The following is a 19315-nucleotide window of genomic DNA, read 5'->3' as shown; positions in this document are numbered from 1 at the left end:
GGCATAGCAGGGGCAGGGAGTTTAAGGGCTGGTATGGAAAGTATCGTCAGGGACAGGAGCTGGCGATCAGGGGGAGGAACTGTCGATAAGGCCCGGGCGGAGGCAAGGAGGGCACAGCAGGCCGCCACCGGATTGCCGCCTCCGCATCCACCCGACCATACCCATAGAACGGATCCCACCCGGGATCCCCCAGATCACGCGCAGTGGAGAGAAGGATATCCAAGATCATTGTGGCAGGTGCCCGACACCAGACAGTCCACACCAGCCCCGCCACCCCGGCCACATGGGGCGCGGCCATGGAGGTGCCGCTTTCATAGTGATACCAGCCCCACTCCGTGGAAAAGATAATCACCCCGGGCGCGGCGATGTCCACGTGGGATCCAGAGTTAGAGAAAGACGCACGCTGATCCGAGGAATCCGTGGCGGCCACCCCGATCACCCCAGGATAGGCCGCCGGATAGAACAGCTCATTGATGCCATCGTTCCCCGCCGCCGCCACGATCAGGGCGCCCTTGCCCTGGGCGTAGGCGACGGCGTCGGCGACGACGCTGCTGGGATAGAGGCTCCCCAGGCTCAGGTTGATGACTGTGCGCTTTCCGAAAGCCGCCCCCCAATCGGCGGCATACCGGATCCCATTCGCCACCCAGGACACCAGACCCCACCCGTCTGCATCCAGCACCTTCACTGCAAGCAGGCCGCACCCCCAGCAGACCCCGGCGACGCCCTGGTTGTTGTTCGTGTTCGCCCCGGCAATCCCCGCCACGTGAGTGCCATGACCATGGTCATCCATGGGATCGCTGTCATTGTTGGCGAAATCCCACCCCAACCACAACCGGGAGGAGGCGAGATCCGGATGGGTGTAATCCACCCCCGTGTCCACGATGGCGATCCAGACCCCGGTGGTCCCGGTCACCACGTCCCAGGCCTGGGGGGCGCGGATCTTCGGGAGGTTCCACTGATCAAGGCCATAGTAAGGATCATTGGGCGTGAAGGCGATGCGGACCGGGCGATCGACCTCGGCGGTTTCGACATCGGGGCGCTGGCGGAGCCGCGCCGCCAGGGCCTCGGGGTCCTCCCCCGGCGGCACCGGGATGCGCCACCAGCGGGGGACGGCCAGGGCCTCGGCACCGGGGAAGCCGGCCGCGGCCAGGCCCGCCCGGAAGGCGCCCGGCGGGACGTTCGCTTTACGCTTCACCAGAACGCCGGGACCGCGGGAGGCCGGAGCCGTTTGCGCATCCGCCGCAGGCGGCGGGGCGGAATCGGCCGGGGTCGGTGGGGGAAGACAACGGCCATCCTCCAGCGGGAGGAAACACGCCGGCGCGGCGGAGGTGCCGGATGCGCCCGGCCATGGTCTCGCGACCGGCAGCCCTCCCAGGACCCAGGCCAGCACCAGGACGAGCCGTCTGGACCGTCGCATCGTGCACCTCCCTCCCCTGGTGTCGTGCGCAATTTTAGACCTCATGTCGATATGTGCAATTTTAGATCCGAGGCGGACTCCCCGAACCGGCGGCATCTGCGCGCGAGTCAAAAGAGGGTTTGAGGAGAAAATGGGTTTCGGGGCAGCGGCGGATGTTCGGGGATTCGGCGGACTTCGGACCTCCGATCCTCGGCCATCCCGCAAAGGGCAGAGCGCAACTCGTGCGAGGCAAGCCGGATCGCCTCAGGAGGCCGGATGTTCTCGGACACCCATCCGAAGATCCGGGCCCTTCAAATCGAATGGATCCGACGCATGCCGCCGTGGAAGAAATTCGCGATCGTGGATAGCCTCAACGAGACCGTCCGCACGCTGACCATCAGCGGCATCCGACAGCGCCATCCGCAGGCCACGCCCGAAGAGGTGCGCCGGATGCTGGCCGAGATGCTGCTGGGAGCCGAGCTGGCCGCAAAGGTGTATGGCCGTGCCCGGTGAACGGACGATGTCCTCCGATGGGAGCGCGCCGCGGGGGAGGTGGAAATCAAGGGAGGGTCGGTCGCCCGGCTCCATAGAAGACCGGATCGACACGCCCCCTCTCCGCAGCGCGCTTCCTACGATTCCCCAAACACCTCCGCCTCGAAGCGGAAGAGGCGGGCTTCCGGCCATCGCCAGGCGTCCTCCGGAAGGCCCGCTTTGAGGCAGATGGCCCGCAGGAAGGCCTCCCGATCCCATCCCTGCTCCACCGGGACCTGGGGGAGCAGCAACCCCGTGCGGCCCCCCGCCAGGATGAAGAGGCCGTCCCGCCCGATCACGATCTCCTCAGGGTCGGCCACCGGCCGCAGCGGGGAGAGGACGCTGATCTCATATTCCAGATGGGGCAACTCCTCCTCGGTCACAGGAGGGAAGCGGGGATCGTCAAGGGCGGAGAGCACCGCCACCCGCTGCACGGCGTGGGCGAGATCCGAGCGCGGCCAGACCTCCCCCCGGCATCCCCGCAGGTGGCCGCCCCGGGTCAGGGTCACGAAACAGGCGCGGGGCAATTGCAAGGCGGGGGACGAAACCGACAGCTCCGGCAGGGGCCGCCCCTGCACCGCGTGGGTCACCGCCTCCCGGGCGATCTCCAGAAGGGTGCGGCGGTCCTCCGCCCCGAGGGGCGGGTCCGGCTCCCGGGCGAAGCGGATGGCCGCGTAGCCCACCACATGGTCCTTGCGCCCGTAGGGGACGTCGCTGGAGTTGGCGTAGCGGAGCAGGGTCGTGTGGACCGCGCCGGTGCGCCGGGCGTAGGCCATGGCCGTGCGCACGGGCCCCTCGCCGCACATCAGCGTCGCCAGCCCCGGGATCCGACGGGCCATCCACTCCGCGATGGTGTGGCGAAGCAGCTCCTCATCCAGGGAGAGGATGGCGCCGATGGCGCTGAGGTCCACCTGACGGGCGTGCTCATCCCGCGGGTAGTGGGAGAGGTCGCTGCTGGCGATGACAATGGCCCGCCGGCCGGCCAGGGCCCGGGCCAGGGCCTCCGCGAGGGCCTCGATGTTCTCCGGGGAAGGCTCCCCGATCATCACCGGGACGAAGCGCAACCCGGGGAACAGCCGCTGCAGGAAGGGAAGCTCCACCTCGATGGAATGCTCCTCCAGGTGGACCTCGGGGACGAAGCGCAGCGGCGGGCCTGCGGCGAGCAGGGCGTCAGCCAGCTCCTCATCGATGGGGATCTCCCCCAGAGGGGTCCGCCACGCCCCCCGCGCCCATACGGAGATTTCGTGGAAGAAAGGCTCGACGTGGTTGGTGCCCAGCACCACCACCGCGTCGTAAGGACGGCCCTCCAGCTGCCGGAACCCCCACGCGGCCACATGGCCCGAGTAGATGTAGCCGGCGTGGGGGACGATCAGGGCGGCCGGCTCGGTCTCGTAGCGGGGCGCCTCCGCGAGCAGGCGATCCACCATCTCCTGCAGCGCCCCCGGGTCTGCCGGGTAGAAGGCGCCGGCCACCGCAGGCTCCCGGACAAGCGTGGTCCGATACGCCATCCCAGGCTCCTTTCCCTGTGAACGGGCGAGCGCCCGCGGGAGCGTTCACAGGATCGCGATCTCCCAATCCACCACCATCACGTCCGGCCGATGGGCCTGGATCCAGCGGACGGCGCCCTCCAGCGTGGCGTGGATGTGGCCGGCGTCGTTGGAGATGGTGGCCAGGCCCAGCCGGGCCGATTGCGGGAAGTCCTGATGATCGATCTCCGCCGCCGCCACGTTGAAGGACTGGCGCAGATGGGCGATAAGGGATTTCATCACGCTGCGCTTGTCTTTTAACGACAGCGCCTCCGGCAGATGCAGCTCCACCGTGCAGGTGCCTACGACCATCGCCACGCTCCTTGCCGGGGCTCCCCTTCCCGCCTCAGGATGGCCACGCGATCCCGCCACGCCGGGATCCGCGCCGCCTCCGCCGGGGTCAGGTCCCCCGGAAAGACATGGATGTTCAGGAGCTCGCGGAACGCGATCAGGATCGCCTCCGCCGCCGCCTCGAAAGCCACCGGGTGCCCCACGGCCTCCCGGAGGGTGATCGCCCGCCGACGGAGCCGCTCGGGATCCGGCCCGCGGCGCAGATACCGGGCGATGGCCCCCGGGTCGCCGTCCAGGGGCAGGGAGCCGTGCTGCAGCACCACGCCGCGATGACGCCACTGGGCGCTGCCCATGATCTTGCGCCCGCCCACGGTGAGCTCGGAATCTGTGGGCACCTCGAAGCAGACGAACCCCTCGCCCCGGACGCGCGGATCCAGCGGGGGGGCCAGGGCGACGTCGGGGACGCCCAGGGCGCGTAAGGCGGCCGCGAAGGCCTCGGCGAACCGGCGGAAGGTCTCCGGTATACCCCCCGCCGCCCGAGGGTCGGCCTCCGGGAAGATCACGCTGTAAGTGAGCTCCTCCGCGTGAAGGATGGCCCGCCCCCCTGTGGGCCGCCGCACCACCTCGACCCCATCGGCCCGACAGCGCGAGAGATCCACCTCCTCCACCGGCTGGCTCCGCCCCAGGCTGAGGCAGGGCGGATCCCAGCGGTAGAACCGCACCGTCGGCGGGGCCTCTCCGGCCGCCACGGCCTCCACGATGGCCCCATCGATGGCCATCTGAGTGGCGCCGTCCGCAGGAGGCGACCACAGCAGACGCCAGCGGGCCGGTGGGAAGGTCACGGGCGGGACAGGCGATCCTGCAGCCACTCGATCAACACCTCTTCCAGCTCCCGGCGACATTCTTCCAGGGTCGCTCCGGTAGCGTAGACCTCCGGGTACACCTCGATCTCTCCGTAATAGGTCCCGTCCTCCAGCTGGCGGAAGCGGGCCTTTTCCATCGCGGCCTCGACCAATGCGGAAAACATCGATTCGCTCCTCCCGGTGGCTCAGGGAAACCCGTGGGGCGCCCACGCCCCGGAGCGCTGTCCTCGCGGATAATCCCCATCGAGTCCCCTTCTCTCACTTATTTTAACGCATCCGGGCGGACCGAACGCCCGCATCCTCACGCTCCGGGAAAGTCTGGAGGCCCAGGGCGGCGAGTAACTGAAGGAATCCTTCGGGATCGGGGACGGCGAAGAGATGGGTGGGGCAGCGGCAGTCGCTGCTGCCGAAGTGCGGGATGGCGGGGGGCAAGTGTTCGGCCAGGGCCCGGGCCAGGGCGCACTCCGCAGCGGGATCCTCCGTTTCCCTCACGAAAGCGCCCCGCCATCGCCCGACGGCGAGCAGGTAATCGATGTGCCAGCGGCGTGTCGAGCTCCGGCCCTCCGCCACCCTCCGGTGGCGCTCCAACCGCTGGAAGCCTCCGGGCCCCCGGGCCGAGCCCACGTAGGCGTAGGTCCCAGCGAGCGGCCAGCGCCCGAGCCGGCCGACAGTCACTTCCCCCCACACCTCCAGCGACAGCACATAAACGCCCCGCGCGGCTTTCATCCCGGACCCTCTAAAAGGACCTGAGCTTCCTCCATCCGTTCCAGAGCCCATGCGGCGTGCTCCTGCAAGATGGGGTCCTCATCGGCCCGCCAGCGCTCGAGCAGCGGGCGGAGCGAACGCGCCCGCAGGTTCCCCGCGACCACCAGGGCGTTGCGCACCAGCCCCCGCCGTTTGGCCCGGCGGATGGCGCTGCGGCGGAACCGCGCCCGGAACGCTTCCTCATCCATCCTTAGGACCTCCGCCAGGGCCAAGCGGGGGATCCCTTCCCGGGGCTGGAAGGCCGGCTCAGCGGTCGGCCGGGCGAACCGCCGGTTCCAGGGGCAGACTTCCTGGCAGATGTCGCACCCGAAGATCCAGTCCCCGATCGCTGCCCGCCGCTCCGTCGGGATCCCCTCCCGCCGCTCGATGGTCAGGTAAGAGAGACAGCGCTCCGCCTCCAGGGTGCGATCGAGCCGGATACAGCCGGTCGGGCACGCCTCGATGCAGCGGGTGCAGGTGCCGCAGTGGTCCGTTGGGAAGGGCGGGTCGGGCTCCAGCTCCAGATCCACCAGCAGGATCCCCAGGAACAGGTAGGAGCCCAGGCGCGGGTGGATGAGCATGCTGTTCTTGCCGATCCATCCCAGGCCGGCCTGGACGGCCCAGGCCCGCTCCAGCACCGGCCCGGTGTCCACGTAGATCCGTCCCCGCACCGGGCGGCCGGCCTCCCGGTTGAGGAACGCCAGGAGCGCCTCCAGGCGCTCCCGCAGGACCTCGTGGTAGTCCTCCCCCCAAGCGTAGCGGGCGACCCGTCCCTGCGGCACATCCTCCCGGGGCGGCGGGGGATCCCCGGCGTAGTAGTTCATCGCCACCACGATGACGGAGCGGGCCTCCGGCCAGAGGTTGCGGATGTCCCGGCGTTTCTCGATGGCGTCGGGCCGGGTGAGATAGGCCATGGTGGCCGCGCGGCCCGCGCGGACCCATTCCTCATAGCGATCGGCGGAGGGCGTGGGGCCCGCCGCGGCCACCCCGATCAGATCGAAGCCGAGGGAGCGGGCATAGGCTTTCAGGCGCTCCTTGAGGACCACGGCTCACACCACATCGGCGGGGAGCGGCTCCGCGCGGACCAGCCCCAGGATGTGGCGGGCGATGACCAGGCGCTGGATCTCGCTGGTGCCCTCCCCGATGGTCATCAGCCGGGCGTCCCGGTAGAGCCGCTCCACCGGGAACTCCCGGCTGTAGCCGTAGCCGCCGTGGATCTGGATGGCGTTGCGGGTCACGCGCTCGGCCATCTCGCTGGCGAAGAGCTTGGCCATGGCCGCGGCCTGGGTGTAGGGGAGCCCCTGATCCCGCAGCCAGGCCGCCCGATACACCAGCAGCCGGGCGGCCTCGATCTCCACCGCCGCGTCGGCCAGCATCCACTGGACGGCCTGATAAGCGGCGATGGGCTGGCCGAAGGCGGTGCGCTCTTTCGCGTAACGGACCGCCTCCTCGAAAGCGGCCTGGGCCAGGCCCACCGAGAGGGCGCCGATGCCGATGCGCCCCCCGTCTAAGACCTGCAGGGCGTAAGGCAGGCCTCGCCCCGGCTCCCCCAGGAGGTGATCCAGGGGCACTCGCACATGATCGAAGGTCACGGCGTGGGTGGGGGAGCCGTGGAGCCCCATCTTTTTCTCCGGCGGGGCGATGGAGAGGCCCGGGGCGTCCGTGGGGACGAGGATCAGGCTGAGGCCGCGCTTGCCGGCCTCCGGGTCCGTGCGGCACAGGGTGACGATCACCTCGGCGATGCCGGCGTTGGTGCACCACATCTTCTGGCCGGTGATCACCCACTCGTCCCCATCGCGGACCGCGGTGGTGCGCACGGCGCCTAAGTCGCTGCCGCAGTGAGGCTCCGTCAGGGCCAGGGCGGCCAGTCCGTTGCGGCCGCTGGTCAGGGCCGGCAGCCAGCGCCGCTTCTGGGCCTCGCTGCCGAAGAGGAGGATCGGTGCCAGTCCCAGGCCGTTGTGGGCCGCCAGGGAGAGGGCGGTGGAGCCGCATCCCCGGGCGATCTCCTCGATGGCGATGGCGGCGCTCACATGGTCCAGCCCCGCCCCGCCGTAGTCTTCCGGGACCGTCAGGCCCAGCAGGCCCAGGGAGGCCCCTTTGCGGACTGCCTCCCAGTTGAACTCGCCGCGCTCATCCACATGGCGGGCGCGGGGCTTCAGCTCCTGCTCGGCGAACTCCCGCACCGCCTGTCGGAACAGCCGTTGCTCCTCGCTCAGGCGGAAATCCATGGCGCCTCCCGGAAACGCAAAGCTCGGTCTCTTCGCTTCACGGCCTTCCTCCTCTACGGGAGGGGCATGCCGGGCCACGCGGGGACGCTGCGGCATCCCTCACGGCGCCGCCGGCTCCGGGAAGTCCGCCCCCAGGCGGATGACCAGATCGCAGGCGCAGGCGAGATCCGGCGCGGGCTGCACCGCGGTGAGGGGGAGGCCCAGCCATCCCGCCACCTGACGGCCGGCCTCCAGGGCCTCCGGGCGGGCCAGGATGCGGGTCTGCCCGTAATCGGAGCGATCCGCGTTCCCCACCTCCACGATCTCCGCGCCGAGAGAGCGAAGGAGCTCCGCCACCCGACTCGCCAGGCCCGGCCGCATCGTCCCGTTCTGGACGGAGATGCGGGCCTTCAGGCGCATCGGCTGGGGCCCGAACAGGTCCGTCAAGGCTTCCTGGACCTTCTCGGGGATGCGAATCAGCACCTCGGCCCCGTCGGGGGTGGTGGCCGGGATGGTCATCGAGGGGCCGATGGTCACCATCCGGATCCGGTCATCGGGGATGCGGGCGGCCAGGCGGGCGAGGGCGATCATCTCCTCCAGGGAGAGGTTTGTGCGGACTCCATCCTGAACCGTCTCCCAGAGCGCCGGGGCCCGGGCGATCAGCTCCGGCAGCATGTTCAGCCGAAGCACCCGCTCCCGCACCGCCTGGATCACCTGCTGCTGGCGGCGCATGCGATCGAAGTCCCCCCCACGGGTGGCCCGCGTCCGCGCGTATTTCAACGCCGTCCGCCCATCGAGATGCTGGCACCCTGCCTCGATGTGGAAGGGCTCATACCCGTAACGGGCGTCCGGGTAATGGGGATCATCGATGGCCTCCGGGACGCAGAGATCGATGCCGCCCAGCAGATCGATGGCCTTCTCAAAGGCGGTGAAGTTCACCCGCACGTAATAGGAGGTGGCGATCCCGAAGTTATAGCGCAGGGTCTCCTGGGCCAGGGCGATCCCGCCGCCCGGGTAGCCGTAGGCGTCCCCCAGAAAGTGGGCCGTGTTGATGCGGTTCTCCCCGAAACCGGGGATCGTCACCCACAGATCGCGGGGGATGGAGAGCACCCCGGCGGAGAGACCCACGGGATCGATCGTCACCACCATGATCGTGTCGGTCCGCCAGGGGCCTGACTCCCCCTCCCGCTGATCGATCCCCAAAATCAGGATGTTCACCCGCTCCTTCCCGTTCCACTCCGGAAGATGGAGGGGGCCGCTGTGGGTGGTGGGAGAGGAAGAGACGGAGGCTCCGGGGGGCGGGAGGATGGGGACGGCGCGCAGGGCCTCCTGGAAGGCCAGACGATACGCCACGAGGCCCAACCCTGTCCCGATCCCCAGCACCCCCAGCGCCCAGAGGAGCCCGAGGAGGGGGAGCCGCCGCCATGGCGTCTGGATCCCGGGTGCCATGCCTGTCTCCTCAGCGAACCGCCTGGAGATCCCGGGGCCCGAAGGGTTCCGGCAGCAGGGCCCGCAGGGAGGTCTCCCGCACGTGTCCTTTCGCGTCGACCAGGAGGATCCGCAGGTCCGGGGAGAACTCGGAGAGGACCTGGCGGCAGGCTCCGCACGGAGTGCCGCCGTTTTCGGTGGCGACCGCGATGGCGGTGAAATGATGCTCCCCTTCGGAGATGGCCTTGAACACGGCCACCCGCTCCGCGCACAGCCCAAGGGGGTAGACCGCGTTCTCCACGTTGCATCCGGTGAACACCTGGCCGGAGGCGCTCAGCAGGGCAGCCCCCACCCGGTAGCCGGAGTAAGGGGCGTAGGCCCGCTCACGCATCCGGAGGGCCAGCTCCACCAGCGCCCGATCTTCCATCCGTGGGGTTCCTTTCCGCTGGAAGTTCATGCACGGGAATTATAGCGCAGCCGCCTCTTCCGATCGGGGGCTGGCCCTATCCGCGGTGAAGCCCCAGCTGGCGCTCCAGCGTCCCGGCCAGCCGGCCGAGGGTGTAGTTAACGAGGAAATAGATCACCGAGACCACGTAGAGGGTTTCCATGGGGTTGCGCTCCCCCTGAAAGAGGATCACCCCCCGCCGGTAGAGCTCGATGAACCCGATGATGGCGCCCAGGGAGGTGTCCTTCACCAGGGTGGCGAACTGGGCCACCAGCGGGGGAAGGGCTCGTCGGAAGGCCTGGGGGAGGATGACCAGGCGCATCGCCTGGCCGTAGGTCAAGCCCAGGGAGCGGGCGGCCTCCCACTGACCTCGGGGGAGAGAGAGGATGGCCGCGCGCAGGGCCTCGCCGTTCACCGCGCCCGTGTAGAGCCAGAGGGCGGCGATCACTGCCGCGTCGGGCCGGGTCAGCGCCTCCATCCCCAGCTGCCGGCCCAGGGCGCTCAGGCGCAGGAAGAGATAAAACATCAGCCCCAGGAGGGGGAGAGCCCGGATGCCTTCCACCAGGGCGATCACGGGGTAACGGAGCCAGAGCGGGCCGCTCAGGCGGGCCAGAGCGAAGAAGAGGGCCAGGGGAATGCTGGCCAGGATGGCGATGGCCGAGGCCTCCAGGGTGAGAAGCAGCCCCAGGGCCAGGAACCGCCAGGTAGATCCCTCGAGAAACGGCGCGAACCGCGCCGGCTCCATGCGGAAGGCCAGGGGGATCAGGGCCAGCACGATCCCCACGCCCACCAGGGTCTGCCAGGGTCGCTCCGATGCCTGCATCCCCTCCGCCTCAGAAGAGGATCCGCAGACGGCGCTCCAGAAAGTTCACCAGCCCGCTGAGGGGCACGGTGATCACCAGATAGAGAAGAAAGGCGATCAGCATCGGCCAGTCGGCGAAGGTGCGGCCGATGACGAACTCCGCCTGATACAGCAGTTCCTCGACAGCGATGGCCGAGGCGATGGAGGTGTTCTTCACCAGGGCGATGAACACAGTGCCCAGGGGCGGGATCATCATGCGGAAGGCTTGAGGCAGCAACACCAGGCGGACCATCTGGGGGAAGGTCATGCCCAGGGAGAGGGCGGCCTCGATCTGACCCCTGTGGACCGACTGGAGGCCGGCCCGCACCACCTCCGCGACGAAGGCGGCCGTGTAAACCCCCAGCCCGGCCACCGCGCTATCGAAAGAAGTGGGAAGCCGGATCCCCGCCTTGGGCAACCCGCTGTAGACGAAGACCAGCACCGGCAACAGCGGGATGTCCCGGAAGAACTCCACATACCCGGCGGCGAACCAGCGAAGGGGAGGCACCGGGGAGACCCGCAACACCCCGATCAGCGTCCCCAGGGCCAGGGCCACCCCCATGCTGGCCAGGGAGAGCCGCAGGGTCGTCCACAGGCCCAGAAGCAGGTAATGCCAGACGTCCGCCGTGCTCATGGTTCCACCCGAATGGGGGGCCTGGGATCCGTGCGGATAAGAACCGGCGGGGCGCCGTGAGCGCCCCGCCGGCGGATCTCCCTATCGGAGGGGGTCACGGCTGGCTCACCGCCCGCCAATCATCCGGCGGGGGTTCCGGCACCGTGTCGCTGGGGATCCACTTCTTGTAGATTTCCTTCCAGCGGCCGGAGGACTTGAGCTCCCGGATCACCGTGTTCACCACCTCCAGGAGCTCCTTCTCGCCTTTCTTCACCCCCACGCCGTAGGGCTCCACCGTGAAGCGCCCTCCGACCACCTTCCACTTATCCGGCTCCTGGCGCACGAAGCCGTAGAGGATGATGTCATCGGTGGTCACCGCGTCCACGCGGCCGGCGTCCATGGCCGCCACCGCCTCCGAGTAGGTGTCGAAGAGCACCACCTCGATGTTCAGCCCCTTCTGATCCGAGATGGCCCGGATGTTCTTCTCCGAGGTGGAACCCTTCACGGTGCCCACCCGCTTGCCTTTGAGGTCATCCAGGCCGTTGATGGGGCTGTTCTTGGGGACCAGGAGGGATTGGCCGGCGACGTAATAGACGACGGAGAAATCGATCTCCTTCAGGCGCTCCTCGTTGATGGTCATCGTCGAAGCCACGATGTCCACCACGCCCTCTTTGAGGAAGGGGATGCGGTTCTTGGAAATGGCCTCCTTAATCTCCACCGCGTTGGGATCGCCGAAGATGTATTCGGCCACGGCCCGGCAGATCTCCACGTCGAAGCCTTCCACCTGATTGGTCTTGGGGTTGAGGTAACCGAAGGTGGGGATGTCATACTTGGTGCCGCAGATCAGCTTGCCGCGATCCTGGATCTTGCGCAGGAGGGTCCCTTCGGGGGCGAGGGGGGCGCGGCCCTTTTTAGGGGCCGGCGTGGCCCCGGGCGCCTGACATGCCGCCAGGGCCAGGGCGAGGGCGAACCCGAGCAAGGCCGTTCGGAACAGTCTGAGCGCCATCGTCCACCTCCTGAGAGAAAGATGGCCTCCCGCCGCGGCTTCGCGGGCGTGGCAGGAGGCCTTTCTCGCTAATGACGCAGGACCTGGCTCAGGAAGACCCGGGTGCGCTCGTGCCGGGGGTTCTCGAAGATCTCATCGGGGGTCCCGACCTCCACAATCCGGCCGCCCTCCAGGAAGACCATACGGTCCGCCACATGCCGGGCGAAGCCCATCTCATGGGTGACCACCACCATGGTCATCCCTTCCCGGGCCAGATCCTCCATCACGTCCAGCACTTCCTTGATCATCTCGGGGTCCAGGGCGCTGGTCGGCTCATCGAAGAGCATGATCTTCGGCCGCATGGCCAGGCCCCGGGCGATGGCCACCCGCTGCTGCTGTCCGCCCGACAGCTGGGCCGGGTAAGCGTGGGCCTTCTCGGGGATCCCCACCCGCTCCAGGAGCTGCATGGCCAGCCGCTCCGCCTCCGCCCGGGGGATCTTCTTCACGTGCACCGGACCCAGGATGATGTTCTCCAGCACCGTCAGATGGGGGAAGAGATTGAACTGCTGGAAGACCATCCCGATCTCCTGGCGGAGGCGGTTGACGTTGATGCGGGGATCGTGAACCGGGATGCCGTCCACCCACAGCTCGCCGGAGTCGATGGGCTCCAGCCGGTTGATGGTGCGGATCAGGGTGCTCTTCCCGCCCCCGCTGGGGCCGAAGATCACCACCACTTCCCCTTCATAGATGTCCAGGGTGATGTCCCGCAAAACGTGCAGATTCCCGAACCACTTGTTTACCTGCCGGAAGGAGATGATCGGCCGGGACCCCATCCGCGCTTTCCCCACATGGAGTCGCTCCCCGCGAACACGCCGGAACACAAAGCCGGGCGGAACGCCCGGCTTCTTCTCAAGTGCCCCCGGCGGGATTCGAACCCGCAACGCAGGACTTAGGACGCCCTTGCTCTATCCAGTTGAGCTACGGGGGCCTCTCATCTCCCATTATAGCACATCCGTAAGGATGCGGGGGCGACTTGATGAGCGGGAGACGATGGGGAGGGTAAAGAAGAAATGGGAGCCCCGGCCGGGCTGGCTCTCGACCCCGATGCGCCCGCCGTGGGCCTCGACCAGATGGCGGGCGATGGCCAGCCCCAGCCCCGACCCCCCGTCCGCCCGGGCCCGGGATTTCTCCGCCCGGTAGAACCGATCGAAGACATAGGGCAGATCCTCCGGGGCGATCCCCACCCCGGTGTCGCGGACGCTCACCTGCACCTGATCCCCGAGGGGCTGGGCCTCGATGGTGATCCGGCCGCCGGCAGGCGTGTAGCGGAGGGCGTTGGTGAGCAAGTTCATCAGCACCTGCCGCAGGCGCCCCTCATCCCCCCACGCCGGCGGCAGCCCTTCCGGAAGATGCACCTCCAGCCGGATCCCCTTCTCCGCCGCCTGCAGCGCGATGCGGTCGGCGGCCTCCTCGATCAGGGATCGCAGGTCCACAGGCCCCCGCTCCAGCCGCAACTGACCGGCCTCCGCCAGGGCGAGGAGCCGCAGGTCCTCCACCAGCCGGGCCAGGTGTCGGACCTCGTCGTGGACCTGGGCGATCTGTTCCGGCGCCAGGGGAAGGACGCCATCCAGCAGCGCCTCCAGCTGCCCCTGCAGGATGCCCAGAGGGGTGCGGAGCTCGTGGGCGATGTCCGCCAGCATCTGACGCCGCTGCTGCTCCGCCCGGGCCAGCGCCTCCGCCATCTGATTGAAGGCCCGGGCCACCTCCCCCAGCTCCCCGGCCTCCTGCGCCGGGATGCGCGCGCCGAGATCCCCCCTCGCGATCCGCCGGGACGCCTGCTGGAGGGCCTGGAGCGGACGCATCAGCCGGAAGAACACAAAGGAGCCCGCCCCCAGGGCCAGGGCGATCCCGAGCAGCGTGCTGAGGGCGATGGCCCGCCGCACCTGAGCCAGGAACTCCGCCGAGGGCCCGGTGGGGCTCTCCACCTCGCCGATGAGCAGCCACCCCACCGTCCGCCCCGCCACGCGGATCGGGACCCCCTGGTCCCGCGCCGCCGGGAGAAGGGTTCCCACTGCGCTCCCCTCGGAATCCAGCCGGACCCGCCCCGCCTCGTCCGTCAGGATCAGGCGGTGGCCCATCATCCGCCACATCGCCCGGTTCATCCCCATGGGCGGATGCATGGGCCCCATGCCGGGCATGGGCATCGGCATGTCCTCGAGCACAGCCTCCACGCCCTCCCAGCTCCCAACCCGGGCGTAATATGCGGCGAAGAGCGGGGCCAGCCCCTCCGCCCAGCGCCGGTTCCCCCGGGCCACGTAGATCCGGAACTCCCCCGCGGTGGCCAGAGCGATCAGGAGGGCCGTGGTCAGCAGGCTCAGGACGACCACGCCGACGAAGGCCAGGGTCAGCTTCGCCCACAGGCTCCGCATCCGGATCCCCTCGCTCACTCCTCCCGAAGCTTGTAGCCGACCCCATAGACGGTGAGGATATACTGCGGGTTGCGGGGGTCCGGCTCGATCTTCTGGCGCAGGTTCTTGATGTGCGCGTCGATGGTCCGCTCATATCCTTCGTAGGCCACGCCCTGGATCCGCTCCAGCAGCTGTAACCGGGTGAAGACGCGGCCCGGATGACGCGCCATCGCCGTCAGCAGCTCGAACTCCGTGGGCGTCAGACGGACCTCCCGGTCGCCCACCCGCACCTCCCGACGCTCCAGGTCGATGACCAGATCCCCCACCCGGAGGACGGCGGGCGGGGAGATCTCCCCCTGCGCCCGCCGCAGGACCGCGCGAACCCGCGCCACCAGCTCGCGCGGGCTGAAGGGCTTGGTGATGTAATCGTCCGCCCCCAGCTCCAGGCCCACCACCCGATCCTCTTCCTCCACCCGCGCCGTCAGGATGATGATGGGCACCCCGGACTCCCGTCGGATGGTGCGACAGACGTCGAAGCCATCCATGCCCGGCAGCATCAGGTCCAGGACGATGAGGTCGGGCCGCTCCCGCCGGAAGGCATGCAACGCGCTGGGGCCATCCCCCACCGCGATCACGCGGAACCCCGCCTGCTCCAGGTAGGCCCGGATCACCTGGCGCATCCGGGGCTCGTCCTCCACCACCAGCACCGTCCGCATGCCGACCCTCTGCTCCGCCTGACTCCGTGGGCCTTCAGCCCTGCCGCGCCGACCCGCTGGTCAACGAAGCCCCACAGTAGGGGCAGTGGGCCCAGTCCGCCTGGACGGGGCGGCCGCACTGCGGACAGCGAGCCGCCGGAGGCGCAGCGGGGGGCAGGCCGCCGGCCCGGGTCACCTGCTGGATCCCCCAGACCACCGCGGCGATGATCAGGCCGAAGAACAGCAAGGGGAGCAGCAGGCCCAGCAACATCATCAACAGCCCGAAGCCCCAGCCCATGCCACCCCAGCCCCAGCGCCCCATCATCGGGCAACCCGGGCACCCCCAGCCCCAGCCCCACGCCGGGCCGGCCAGCAGGCCCAGGGCACCGACCAGCAGGACCAGCAACACCAGCGCTCCGATCAGCAAGCCGATCCAGTTGCGGCTCATGGTTTTCCTCCTTCACAGGGAAATTATGGACAGGAACGCGATGGTCGCGCCATCGCCCCCGAAGGATCCGTGCTCCCCCTCATGGCCATAGACCATCTGCAGGAAGCTCCCATGCCAGGTATGCACCCACACCTGGCCGGTGCTGCCGTGCACGCTGAGCATCCCAATGATCCGGCCGTCCCGCAGGATGTGCAGCGTGTAGTAGCCATAGAAAGGATCGGCCTCCTCATCTACCGTGGCCCCCGGCATCGCCTGATCCAGGTAAGCCTGAGCGATCCGCCGTGCCTCCTCCGGCGAGAGGCGCATCTCCCCGGAGACGCCCCACCCGCTCCCCATCATGCCGTGGTTCCTCATCATCCCGTAGCGGGCGTTCCACATCATGTTGGGCCCCGGCTCCGGATGGGCAGCCCCGGTGAACCGATCGATGAGGAACTCGAAGGCGTAGCGGCCGGTGGAGCGCTCCCGCGCCTGGGCGTAGAAGTGGTTATCGAAGGCCATGACCTCAGCCAGCTCCAGGTCCGGGTTCCCATAGGCGGCGATGACGTCGCGGGCGATGCGCACCGCCTCCTCATCGGAGAGGGGTGTCCCCGGGATCGTTCCCCATCCGATCCCGCCCCACGGACCCATCCTCCCGCCGGGCCACCTGCCCGGCCCCGGAGCCGAGGGGACCGGCCCGGCCCCGCCGAAGGTGGGAAGGGTCCACCCCATCGCCGTCCGTGCGATGCCGATTCCGACCCCCACCATCCCGATCAGAAGCACCAGCAACACCAGTGCCCCCACGATTTTCCAGCGCTTCATCGGCTTCCTCCCGCCTGTGGGTCTCACTTCCACCCTGGATTCTGCCCGGGTCCTGTGAAGATCCTGTGAAGATCCCCCGGAGGAAGGATGAAGGCGTCGGGACTCTCCGGCATCCCTCCCGGAGGCGCGGCGATCTCAAACAAAAAGGGGAGGAGGCCTCCTCAGGCCTTCCTCCCCGGCGTACCGCATCCGCCCGGGACCGGCTTCTGGCTTTATCCTTCCGGATGCCAGAGGAGCGGGGCGAGGACCACCCGCACGGTGACGATCTCCTTGGGGCGGGCCCGGAAGGTCAGAGAGGACCCCTCCGGGCGAAGGGGCTCCTGGGGACGCTCCATGAGGTCCGCCCGCCAGGCCGCCTGAACCGGCCGCCAGAAGGTAAGCCGGACCTGGACGACCTCCTCGGCGGCGTTATACCCTCGCACGATGAGGCCCTCCCCCTCCTCGGGGGCCTTCACGGCGGTCAGGACGAAGGCGGCCGGCTCCACCTCCAGGAACAGCCGCTCCGGCAGACGGCCGGGGCCCGCCCCCGCGAGGGGCGGCGCCAGGAACCGCTGGGCCTCCCGGATCGCCTCCCAGCGGTCGGTGTAAGGGATCAGGCTGTAGCGGAAGGCCCAGCGCCCGATCATCTGCGCGGAGGGCGTGGGCAGCGGCGGCCCCGCATGCCCCCGCCGGGATCGCAGATCCCCCCGCGACAGCCAGCCCACGCACCGCAACAGGGTGAGGGCCAGCTCCACCTGTCCCTCCGCGTCCGTCCGGGCCTCGATCTCCGGGAGCCCCTGGTTCGCCACCAGGAGCCCGCCGGCGGCGTCCTCCACGAACGCGAAGCCCTGCTGGGGGGCGGCAGACACCGGCTGCTCCACCCAGGAGTCATCTGCCCGGACGCGGAGGCCCACCGGGCGGACCACGAGGTCGAACGCCCCCTCTGTCACCCAGGTCTCGGACCGGATGCCGGTGGGGAAGACCACGCGCAGGCGGTGATCGGCCGCCCGATTGTCCACCACAACTTCCATATCGACCCGGGGAACTCCCGGTCGCAGCCATGCCCGCACAGCGATCGACAGCGGGACCGTCTCCGCGGAGCGTCCCCGGCGGTCCGGCCGCAGCCCGGCCGGGATCTCATACGGCAAATCGACCTCCAGGCACTGACCGAACGGCTCCTCCTCCCAGGCCTCGACCCGGGGCGGCGCCGCCGGGCGGTCCACCCGCCGATCCTCCGCCGGCGACTCATGGTTGTAGACATCCCCGGCATCCCCTTCATCTTCGAAGCGGTTCAGGCCGCGCCACCGCCGGCCCGTTCGGAGATCCTCCAGTTGCAGGGTCCCATCTGAGGGATCCGCGGTGAGGCGGAAGAACTCGTTGGCGATCTCCGGCTCCGCCCGGGGACGTCGGGAGATCGCGCGCGGTGTCCCGGGGCGGATCTGCAACCGATAGGTCTGGAGGCCGACCCCCCGGCCCTCGGGGAGGACGAAGGCCCAGCGGGAGGCTCCTCCCATCGCCGCCGAGACCGTCCATGGGGCTGTGAGGGCCGGTTCTCGCTCTCCCAGCTGGCGGGCCACTTGAAGGACACGGGTGATCATCCCGTGATCCATGTCCGCCGAGGCGTCCGCCCACTCCGCCCAGAGCTGCCGCCTCTCGAGATCCACCCACACCCGCTTCGCCGCATAGGGGCCCACGTGGATCCAGAGCAGGCGGTTCAGGAAGCCCGGCCACTCCGCCGGGGCGACGGTCCAGCGCGCCTCGTCAGGCGTCCCCCGCTCCACCTGAAAGAGCGGGAGCTCACGCCCCTCAGGGTCCAGGAGGCGATACGTGAGGCCCGGCGGGAGGGCAGGAAGGGTCACCTCCACCGGCCCCCGGACGGAGCCCGGGATCGGGCAGTAGACCAGCAACGCCTGCTCCATCGACGCCGGGTCCGAGGCCAGCCAGCCGGGTGGGGCTTCGGCTGCCTCCGGCCGCAGGAGCCGCTCCAGGGATTCCCGACTCACCAGGCCGGCGATCTGCTCGGCGTGATCGAAGCGCGGCCGCATGTCTTCATGGGCCGCGTCCACCCCCGTCCCGCAGATCGAATCGTGGAAGTGATTTTGAAGGAGGAGCCGCCATGCCTCGAAAAGGAAGGCCCGTCGGTCCAGGCCGCAGAGAAGATGCGCGAAGGCCATCAGGGGCTCCGCGTAGCGCTCCAGCGCGGTCTGGACGGCGGCGTTGCGCTGCTTGATCCAGATGCGGGTGGAGAGCACGCCGGGCAGGACCGGATGGCGTCGGCTGGAGCGCAGCTCCCCGTGAACCACGGGGAGATCCGACAGCTGTTGGCCGAGAGCAGTCCGCACCGCGGCGATGTAATCCGCCAGGGAAGCGAGGCGCAGGCGGAGATCCGGGAGATGCGCCTGGGCCGCCCGGAGCCACTCCGTCAGCCGCGGATGGGGGAAGAGATGATCCGTCCCGTTCATAAGCAGGAGGAGGGGAACCGGCGTGTGGGGCGCCAGGGAGAGGGCCTGGGCCTTCAGGTAGGCCGCCAGGGCCTCCGCGTCCTCCGGGATCCAGGCGGCGTTCCCGTAGCCGTCCCGGAGATACACGGTGAAGATCCGGGTGCCGTCCGGGGCTTCCCACCAGAGGAGCGTCGGCTGCTCGTCCAGGCCGCGCTGGAACACGGCGGCCTCGATCCCGAACCCTTTCAGGATCTGGGGCAGCTGCCCAACGTGGCCGAAGGGATCCGGCGTGTAGCCGATGGGCATCTCGCCGCCGAAGCGGCGGGCGATGCGGATCCCGACCTGGAGGTTGCGGACGAGCGCCTCCCCGCTCACCAGGAACTCATCGGGGAGCACATACCAGGGGCCGATCCAGAGGCGGCCGGCCTCCACCGCTTGTCGGATCCGCGGCTCCAGATCCGGGCGCACCGTTAGGACGTCCTCCAGGATCACCGACTGGCCGTCGAGCAGGAACCCCCTGAAATCCGGATCCCCCTCGATCATCCGAAGGACCTGTTCGACCAGGTCCACCAGACGGTAACGAAAGGCCTGGAAGGGACGATACCACTCCCGATCCCAGTGGGTGTGGGGGACGATGAAGGCTTCCGGTTGCATCCGTGCGCCTCCATGTGAAGAT

At 69.2% G+C, this 19315-nt stretch carries 20 protein-coding genes and 1 tRNA gene; 1 reads left to right on the top strand and 20 read right to left on the bottom strand.

All coding sequences use genetic code 11. The annotated features are described in order from the left end of the window. Positions 1 to 46: 46 nt before the first annotated feature. Entirely contained in the window at positions 47 to 1417 is a 1371-nt protein-coding gene (locus KNN16_RS14585) for a S8 family peptidase (protein ID WP_303897812.1), read from the bottom strand. A 255-nt stretch (positions 1418 to 1672) separates the two neighbouring features. On the opposite strand from KNN16_RS14585, the gene KNN16_RS14580 reads away from it, so the two are divergent. Continuing rightward, positions 1673 to 1909 (top strand): hypothetical protein, encoded by a 237-nt coding sequence (locus KNN16_RS14580; protein WP_303897810.1) that lies wholly within the window; start codon positions 1673 to 1675, stop codon positions 1907 to 1909. A 116-nt stretch (positions 1910 to 2025) separates the two neighbouring features. Here the strand turns inward: KNN16_RS14580 and amrB are convergent, their stop codons facing one another. The 19 genes from amrB to KNN16_RS14485 form a co-directional block, all read right to left on the bottom strand. Then, a complete protein-coding gene (amrB, locus tag KNN16_RS14575) occupies positions 2026 to 3435 on the bottom strand; it encodes an AmmeMemoRadiSam system protein B (RefSeq protein WP_303897808.1) in 1410 nt (469 codons plus the stop codon). Positions 3436 to 3480: 45 nt separating this feature from the next. Then, the gene (locus KNN16_RS14570; protein ID WP_159461579.1) at positions 3481 to 3765 is read right to left on the bottom strand and encodes a DUF503 domain-containing protein; all 285 of its coding nucleotides are present in this window, start codon (positions 3763 to 3765) and stop codon (positions 3481 to 3483) included. Continuing rightward, positions 3756 to 4586, bottom strand: a complete 831-nt coding sequence (locus tag KNN16_RS14565) for a biotin/lipoate A/B protein ligase family protein (protein ID WP_303897806.1) — start codon at positions 4584 to 4586, stop codon at positions 3756 to 3758. Before KNN16_RS14565 ends, KNN16_RS14570 begins: the two co-directional genes overlap by 10 nt. Beyond that, entirely contained in the window at positions 4583 to 4771 is a 189-nt protein-coding gene (locus KNN16_RS14560; RefSeq protein ID WP_273094636.1) for a hypothetical protein, read from the bottom strand. The genes KNN16_RS14565 and KNN16_RS14560 overlap by 4 nt, the downstream gene beginning before the upstream one ends. 103 nt (positions 4772 to 4874) lie before the next feature. Beyond that, entirely contained in the window at positions 4875 to 5333 is a 459-nt protein-coding gene (locus KNN16_RS14555) for a DUF123 domain-containing protein (protein ID WP_303897804.1), read from the bottom strand. Then, positions 5330 to 6397 (bottom strand): tRNA epoxyqueuosine(34) reductase QueG, encoded by a 1068-nt coding sequence (gene queG, locus KNN16_RS14550; RefSeq protein ID WP_303897803.1) that lies wholly within the window; start codon positions 6395 to 6397, stop codon positions 5330 to 5332. The genes KNN16_RS14555 and queG overlap by 4 nt, the downstream gene beginning before the upstream one ends. 3 nt (positions 6398 to 6400) lie before the next feature. After that, on the bottom strand, positions 6401 to 7579 hold the full coding sequence (locus KNN16_RS14545; protein ID WP_299283739.1) for an acyl-CoA dehydrogenase: 1179 nt from the start codon (positions 7577 to 7579) through the stop codon (positions 6401 to 6403). Between the two features lie 99 nt (positions 7580 to 7678). Beyond that, entirely contained in the window at positions 7679 to 9007 is a 1329-nt protein-coding gene (locus KNN16_RS14540) for an LCP family protein (protein WP_303897801.1), read from the bottom strand. A gap of 10 nt (positions 9008 to 9017) precedes the next feature. Then, on the bottom strand, positions 9018 to 9413 hold the full coding sequence (gene cdd / locus KNN16_RS14535; protein ID WP_088570726.1) for a cytidine deaminase: 396 nt from the start codon (positions 9411 to 9413) through the stop codon (positions 9018 to 9020). 76 nt (positions 9414 to 9489) lie between these two features. Continuing rightward, positions 9490 to 10254: an amino acid ABC transporter permease gene (locus KNN16_RS14530; RefSeq protein WP_299283734.1), complete on the bottom strand. Its 765-nt coding sequence runs from the start codon at positions 10252 to 10254 to the stop codon at positions 9490 to 9492. Positions 10255 to 10264: 10 nt separating this feature from the next. Next, a complete protein-coding gene (locus KNN16_RS14525; RefSeq protein WP_088570655.1) occupies positions 10265 to 10906 on the bottom strand; it encodes an amino acid ABC transporter permease in 642 nt (213 codons plus the stop codon). A gap of 94 nt (positions 10907 to 11000) precedes the next feature. Beyond that, a complete protein-coding gene (locus KNN16_RS14520; protein ID WP_303897800.1) occupies positions 11001 to 11891 on the bottom strand; it encodes a transporter substrate-binding domain-containing protein in 891 nt (296 codons plus the stop codon). A 68-nt stretch (positions 11892 to 11959) separates the two neighbouring features. Further along, the gene (locus KNN16_RS14515) at positions 11960 to 12688 is read right to left on the bottom strand and encodes an amino acid ABC transporter ATP-binding protein (protein WP_366972189.1); all 729 of its coding nucleotides are present in this window, start codon (positions 12686 to 12688) and stop codon (positions 11960 to 11962) included. 96 nt (positions 12689 to 12784) lie between these two features. Next, positions 12785 to 12858 (bottom strand) — tRNA-Arg (locus KNN16_RS14510). Between the two features lie 13 nt (positions 12859 to 12871). After that, entirely contained in the window at positions 12872 to 14299 is a 1428-nt protein-coding gene (locus KNN16_RS14505; RefSeq protein ID WP_303897799.1) for a cell wall metabolism sensor histidine kinase WalK, read from the bottom strand. Between the two features lie 14 nt (positions 14300 to 14313). Continuing rightward, positions 14314 to 14994, bottom strand: coding sequence for a response regulator transcription factor (locus KNN16_RS14500; protein ID WP_303897797.1), 681 nt, complete (start codon positions 14992 to 14994; stop codon positions 14314 to 14316). A 34-nt stretch (positions 14995 to 15028) separates the two neighbouring features. Further along, on the bottom strand, positions 15029 to 15421 hold the full coding sequence (locus KNN16_RS14495; protein WP_303897795.1) for a zinc ribbon domain-containing protein: 393 nt from the start codon (positions 15419 to 15421) through the stop codon (positions 15029 to 15031). A 12-nt stretch (positions 15422 to 15433) separates the two neighbouring features. After that, positions 15434 to 16219, bottom strand: a complete 786-nt coding sequence (locus KNN16_RS14490; protein WP_303897793.1) for a hypothetical protein — start codon at positions 16217 to 16219, stop codon at positions 15434 to 15436. Positions 16220 to 16431: 212 nt separating this feature from the next. After that, on the bottom strand, positions 16432 to 19293 hold the full coding sequence (locus KNN16_RS14485) for a glycosyl hydrolase-related protein (RefSeq protein ID WP_303897792.1): 2862 nt from the start codon (positions 19291 to 19293) through the stop codon (positions 16432 to 16434). Between the last annotated feature and the right edge of the window lie 22 nt (positions 19294 to 19315).

The sequence above is a fragment of the Thermoflexus hugenholtzii genome (assembly GCF_018771565.1).
Lineage (GTDB): Bacteria > Chloroflexota > Anaerolineae > Thermoflexales > Thermoflexaceae > Thermoflexus > Thermoflexus hugenholtzii_A.
The sequence above is the reverse complement of the archived record's forward strand: the minus strand, read 5'-3'. Positions and strand labels throughout refer to the sequence as shown.

Coding starts and splice junctions, on each gene's coding strand:
- KNN16_RS14525 (WP_088570655.1), bottom strand. CDS start 10,906: ATGAGCACGGCGGACGTCTGGCATTACCTGCTTCTGGGCCTGTGGACG.
- KNN16_RS14485 (WP_303897792.1), bottom strand. CDS start 19,293: ATGCAACCGGAAGCCTTCATCGTCCCCCACACCCACTGGGATCGGGAG.
- KNN16_RS14530 (WP_299283734.1), bottom strand. CDS start 10,254: ATGCAGGCATCGGAGCGACCCTGGCAGACCCTGGTGGGCGTGGGGATC.
- KNN16_RS14505 (WP_303897799.1), bottom strand. CDS start 14,299: ATGCGGAGCCTGTGGGCGAAGCTGACCCTGGCCTTCGTCGGCGTGGTC.
- KNN16_RS14545 (WP_299283739.1), bottom strand. CDS start 7,579: ATGGATTTCCGCCTGAGCGAGGAGCAACGGCTGTTCCGACAGGCGGTG.
- KNN16_RS14520 (WP_303897800.1), bottom strand. CDS start 11,891: ATGGCGCTCAGACTGTTCCGAACGGCCTTGCTCGGGTTCGCCCTCGCC.
- KNN16_RS14580 (WP_303897810.1), top strand. CDS start 1,673: ATGTTCTCGGACACCCATCCGAAGATCCGGGCCCTTCAAATCGAATGG.
- KNN16_RS14500 (WP_303897797.1), bottom strand. CDS start 14,994: ATGCGGACGGTGCTGGTGGTGGAGGACGAGCCCCGGATGCGCCAGGTG.
- KNN16_RS14490 (WP_303897793.1), bottom strand. CDS start 16,219: ATGAAGCGCTGGAAAATCGTGGGGGCACTGGTGTTGCTGGTGCTTCTG.
- amrB (WP_303897808.1), bottom strand. CDS start 3,435: ATGGCGTATCGGACCACGCTTGTCCGGGAGCCTGCGGTGGCCGGCGCC.
- cdd (WP_088570726.1), bottom strand. CDS start 9,413: ATGGAAGATCGGGCGCTGGTGGAGCTGGCCCTCCGGATGCGTGAGCGG.
- KNN16_RS14540 (WP_303897801.1), bottom strand. CDS start 9,007: ATGGCACCCGGGATCCAGACGCCATGGCGGCGGCTCCCCCTCCTCGGG.
- KNN16_RS14560 (WP_273094636.1), bottom strand. CDS start 4,771: ATGTTTTCCGCATTGGTCGAGGCCGCGATGGAAAAGGCCCGCTTCCGC.
- KNN16_RS14585 (WP_303897812.1), bottom strand. CDS start 1,417: ATGCGACGGTCCAGACGGCTCGTCCTGGTGCTGGCCTGGGTCCTGGGA.
- KNN16_RS14555 (WP_303897804.1), bottom strand. CDS start 5,333: ATGAAAGCCGCGCGGGGCGTTTATGTGCTGTCGCTGGAGGTGTGGGGG.
- KNN16_RS14495 (WP_303897795.1), bottom strand. CDS start 15,421: ATGAGCCGCAACTGGATCGGCTTGCTGATCGGAGCGCTGGTGTTGCTG.
- KNN16_RS14570 (WP_159461579.1), bottom strand. CDS start 3,765: ATGGTCGTAGGCACCTGCACGGTGGAGCTGCATCTGCCGGAGGCGCTG.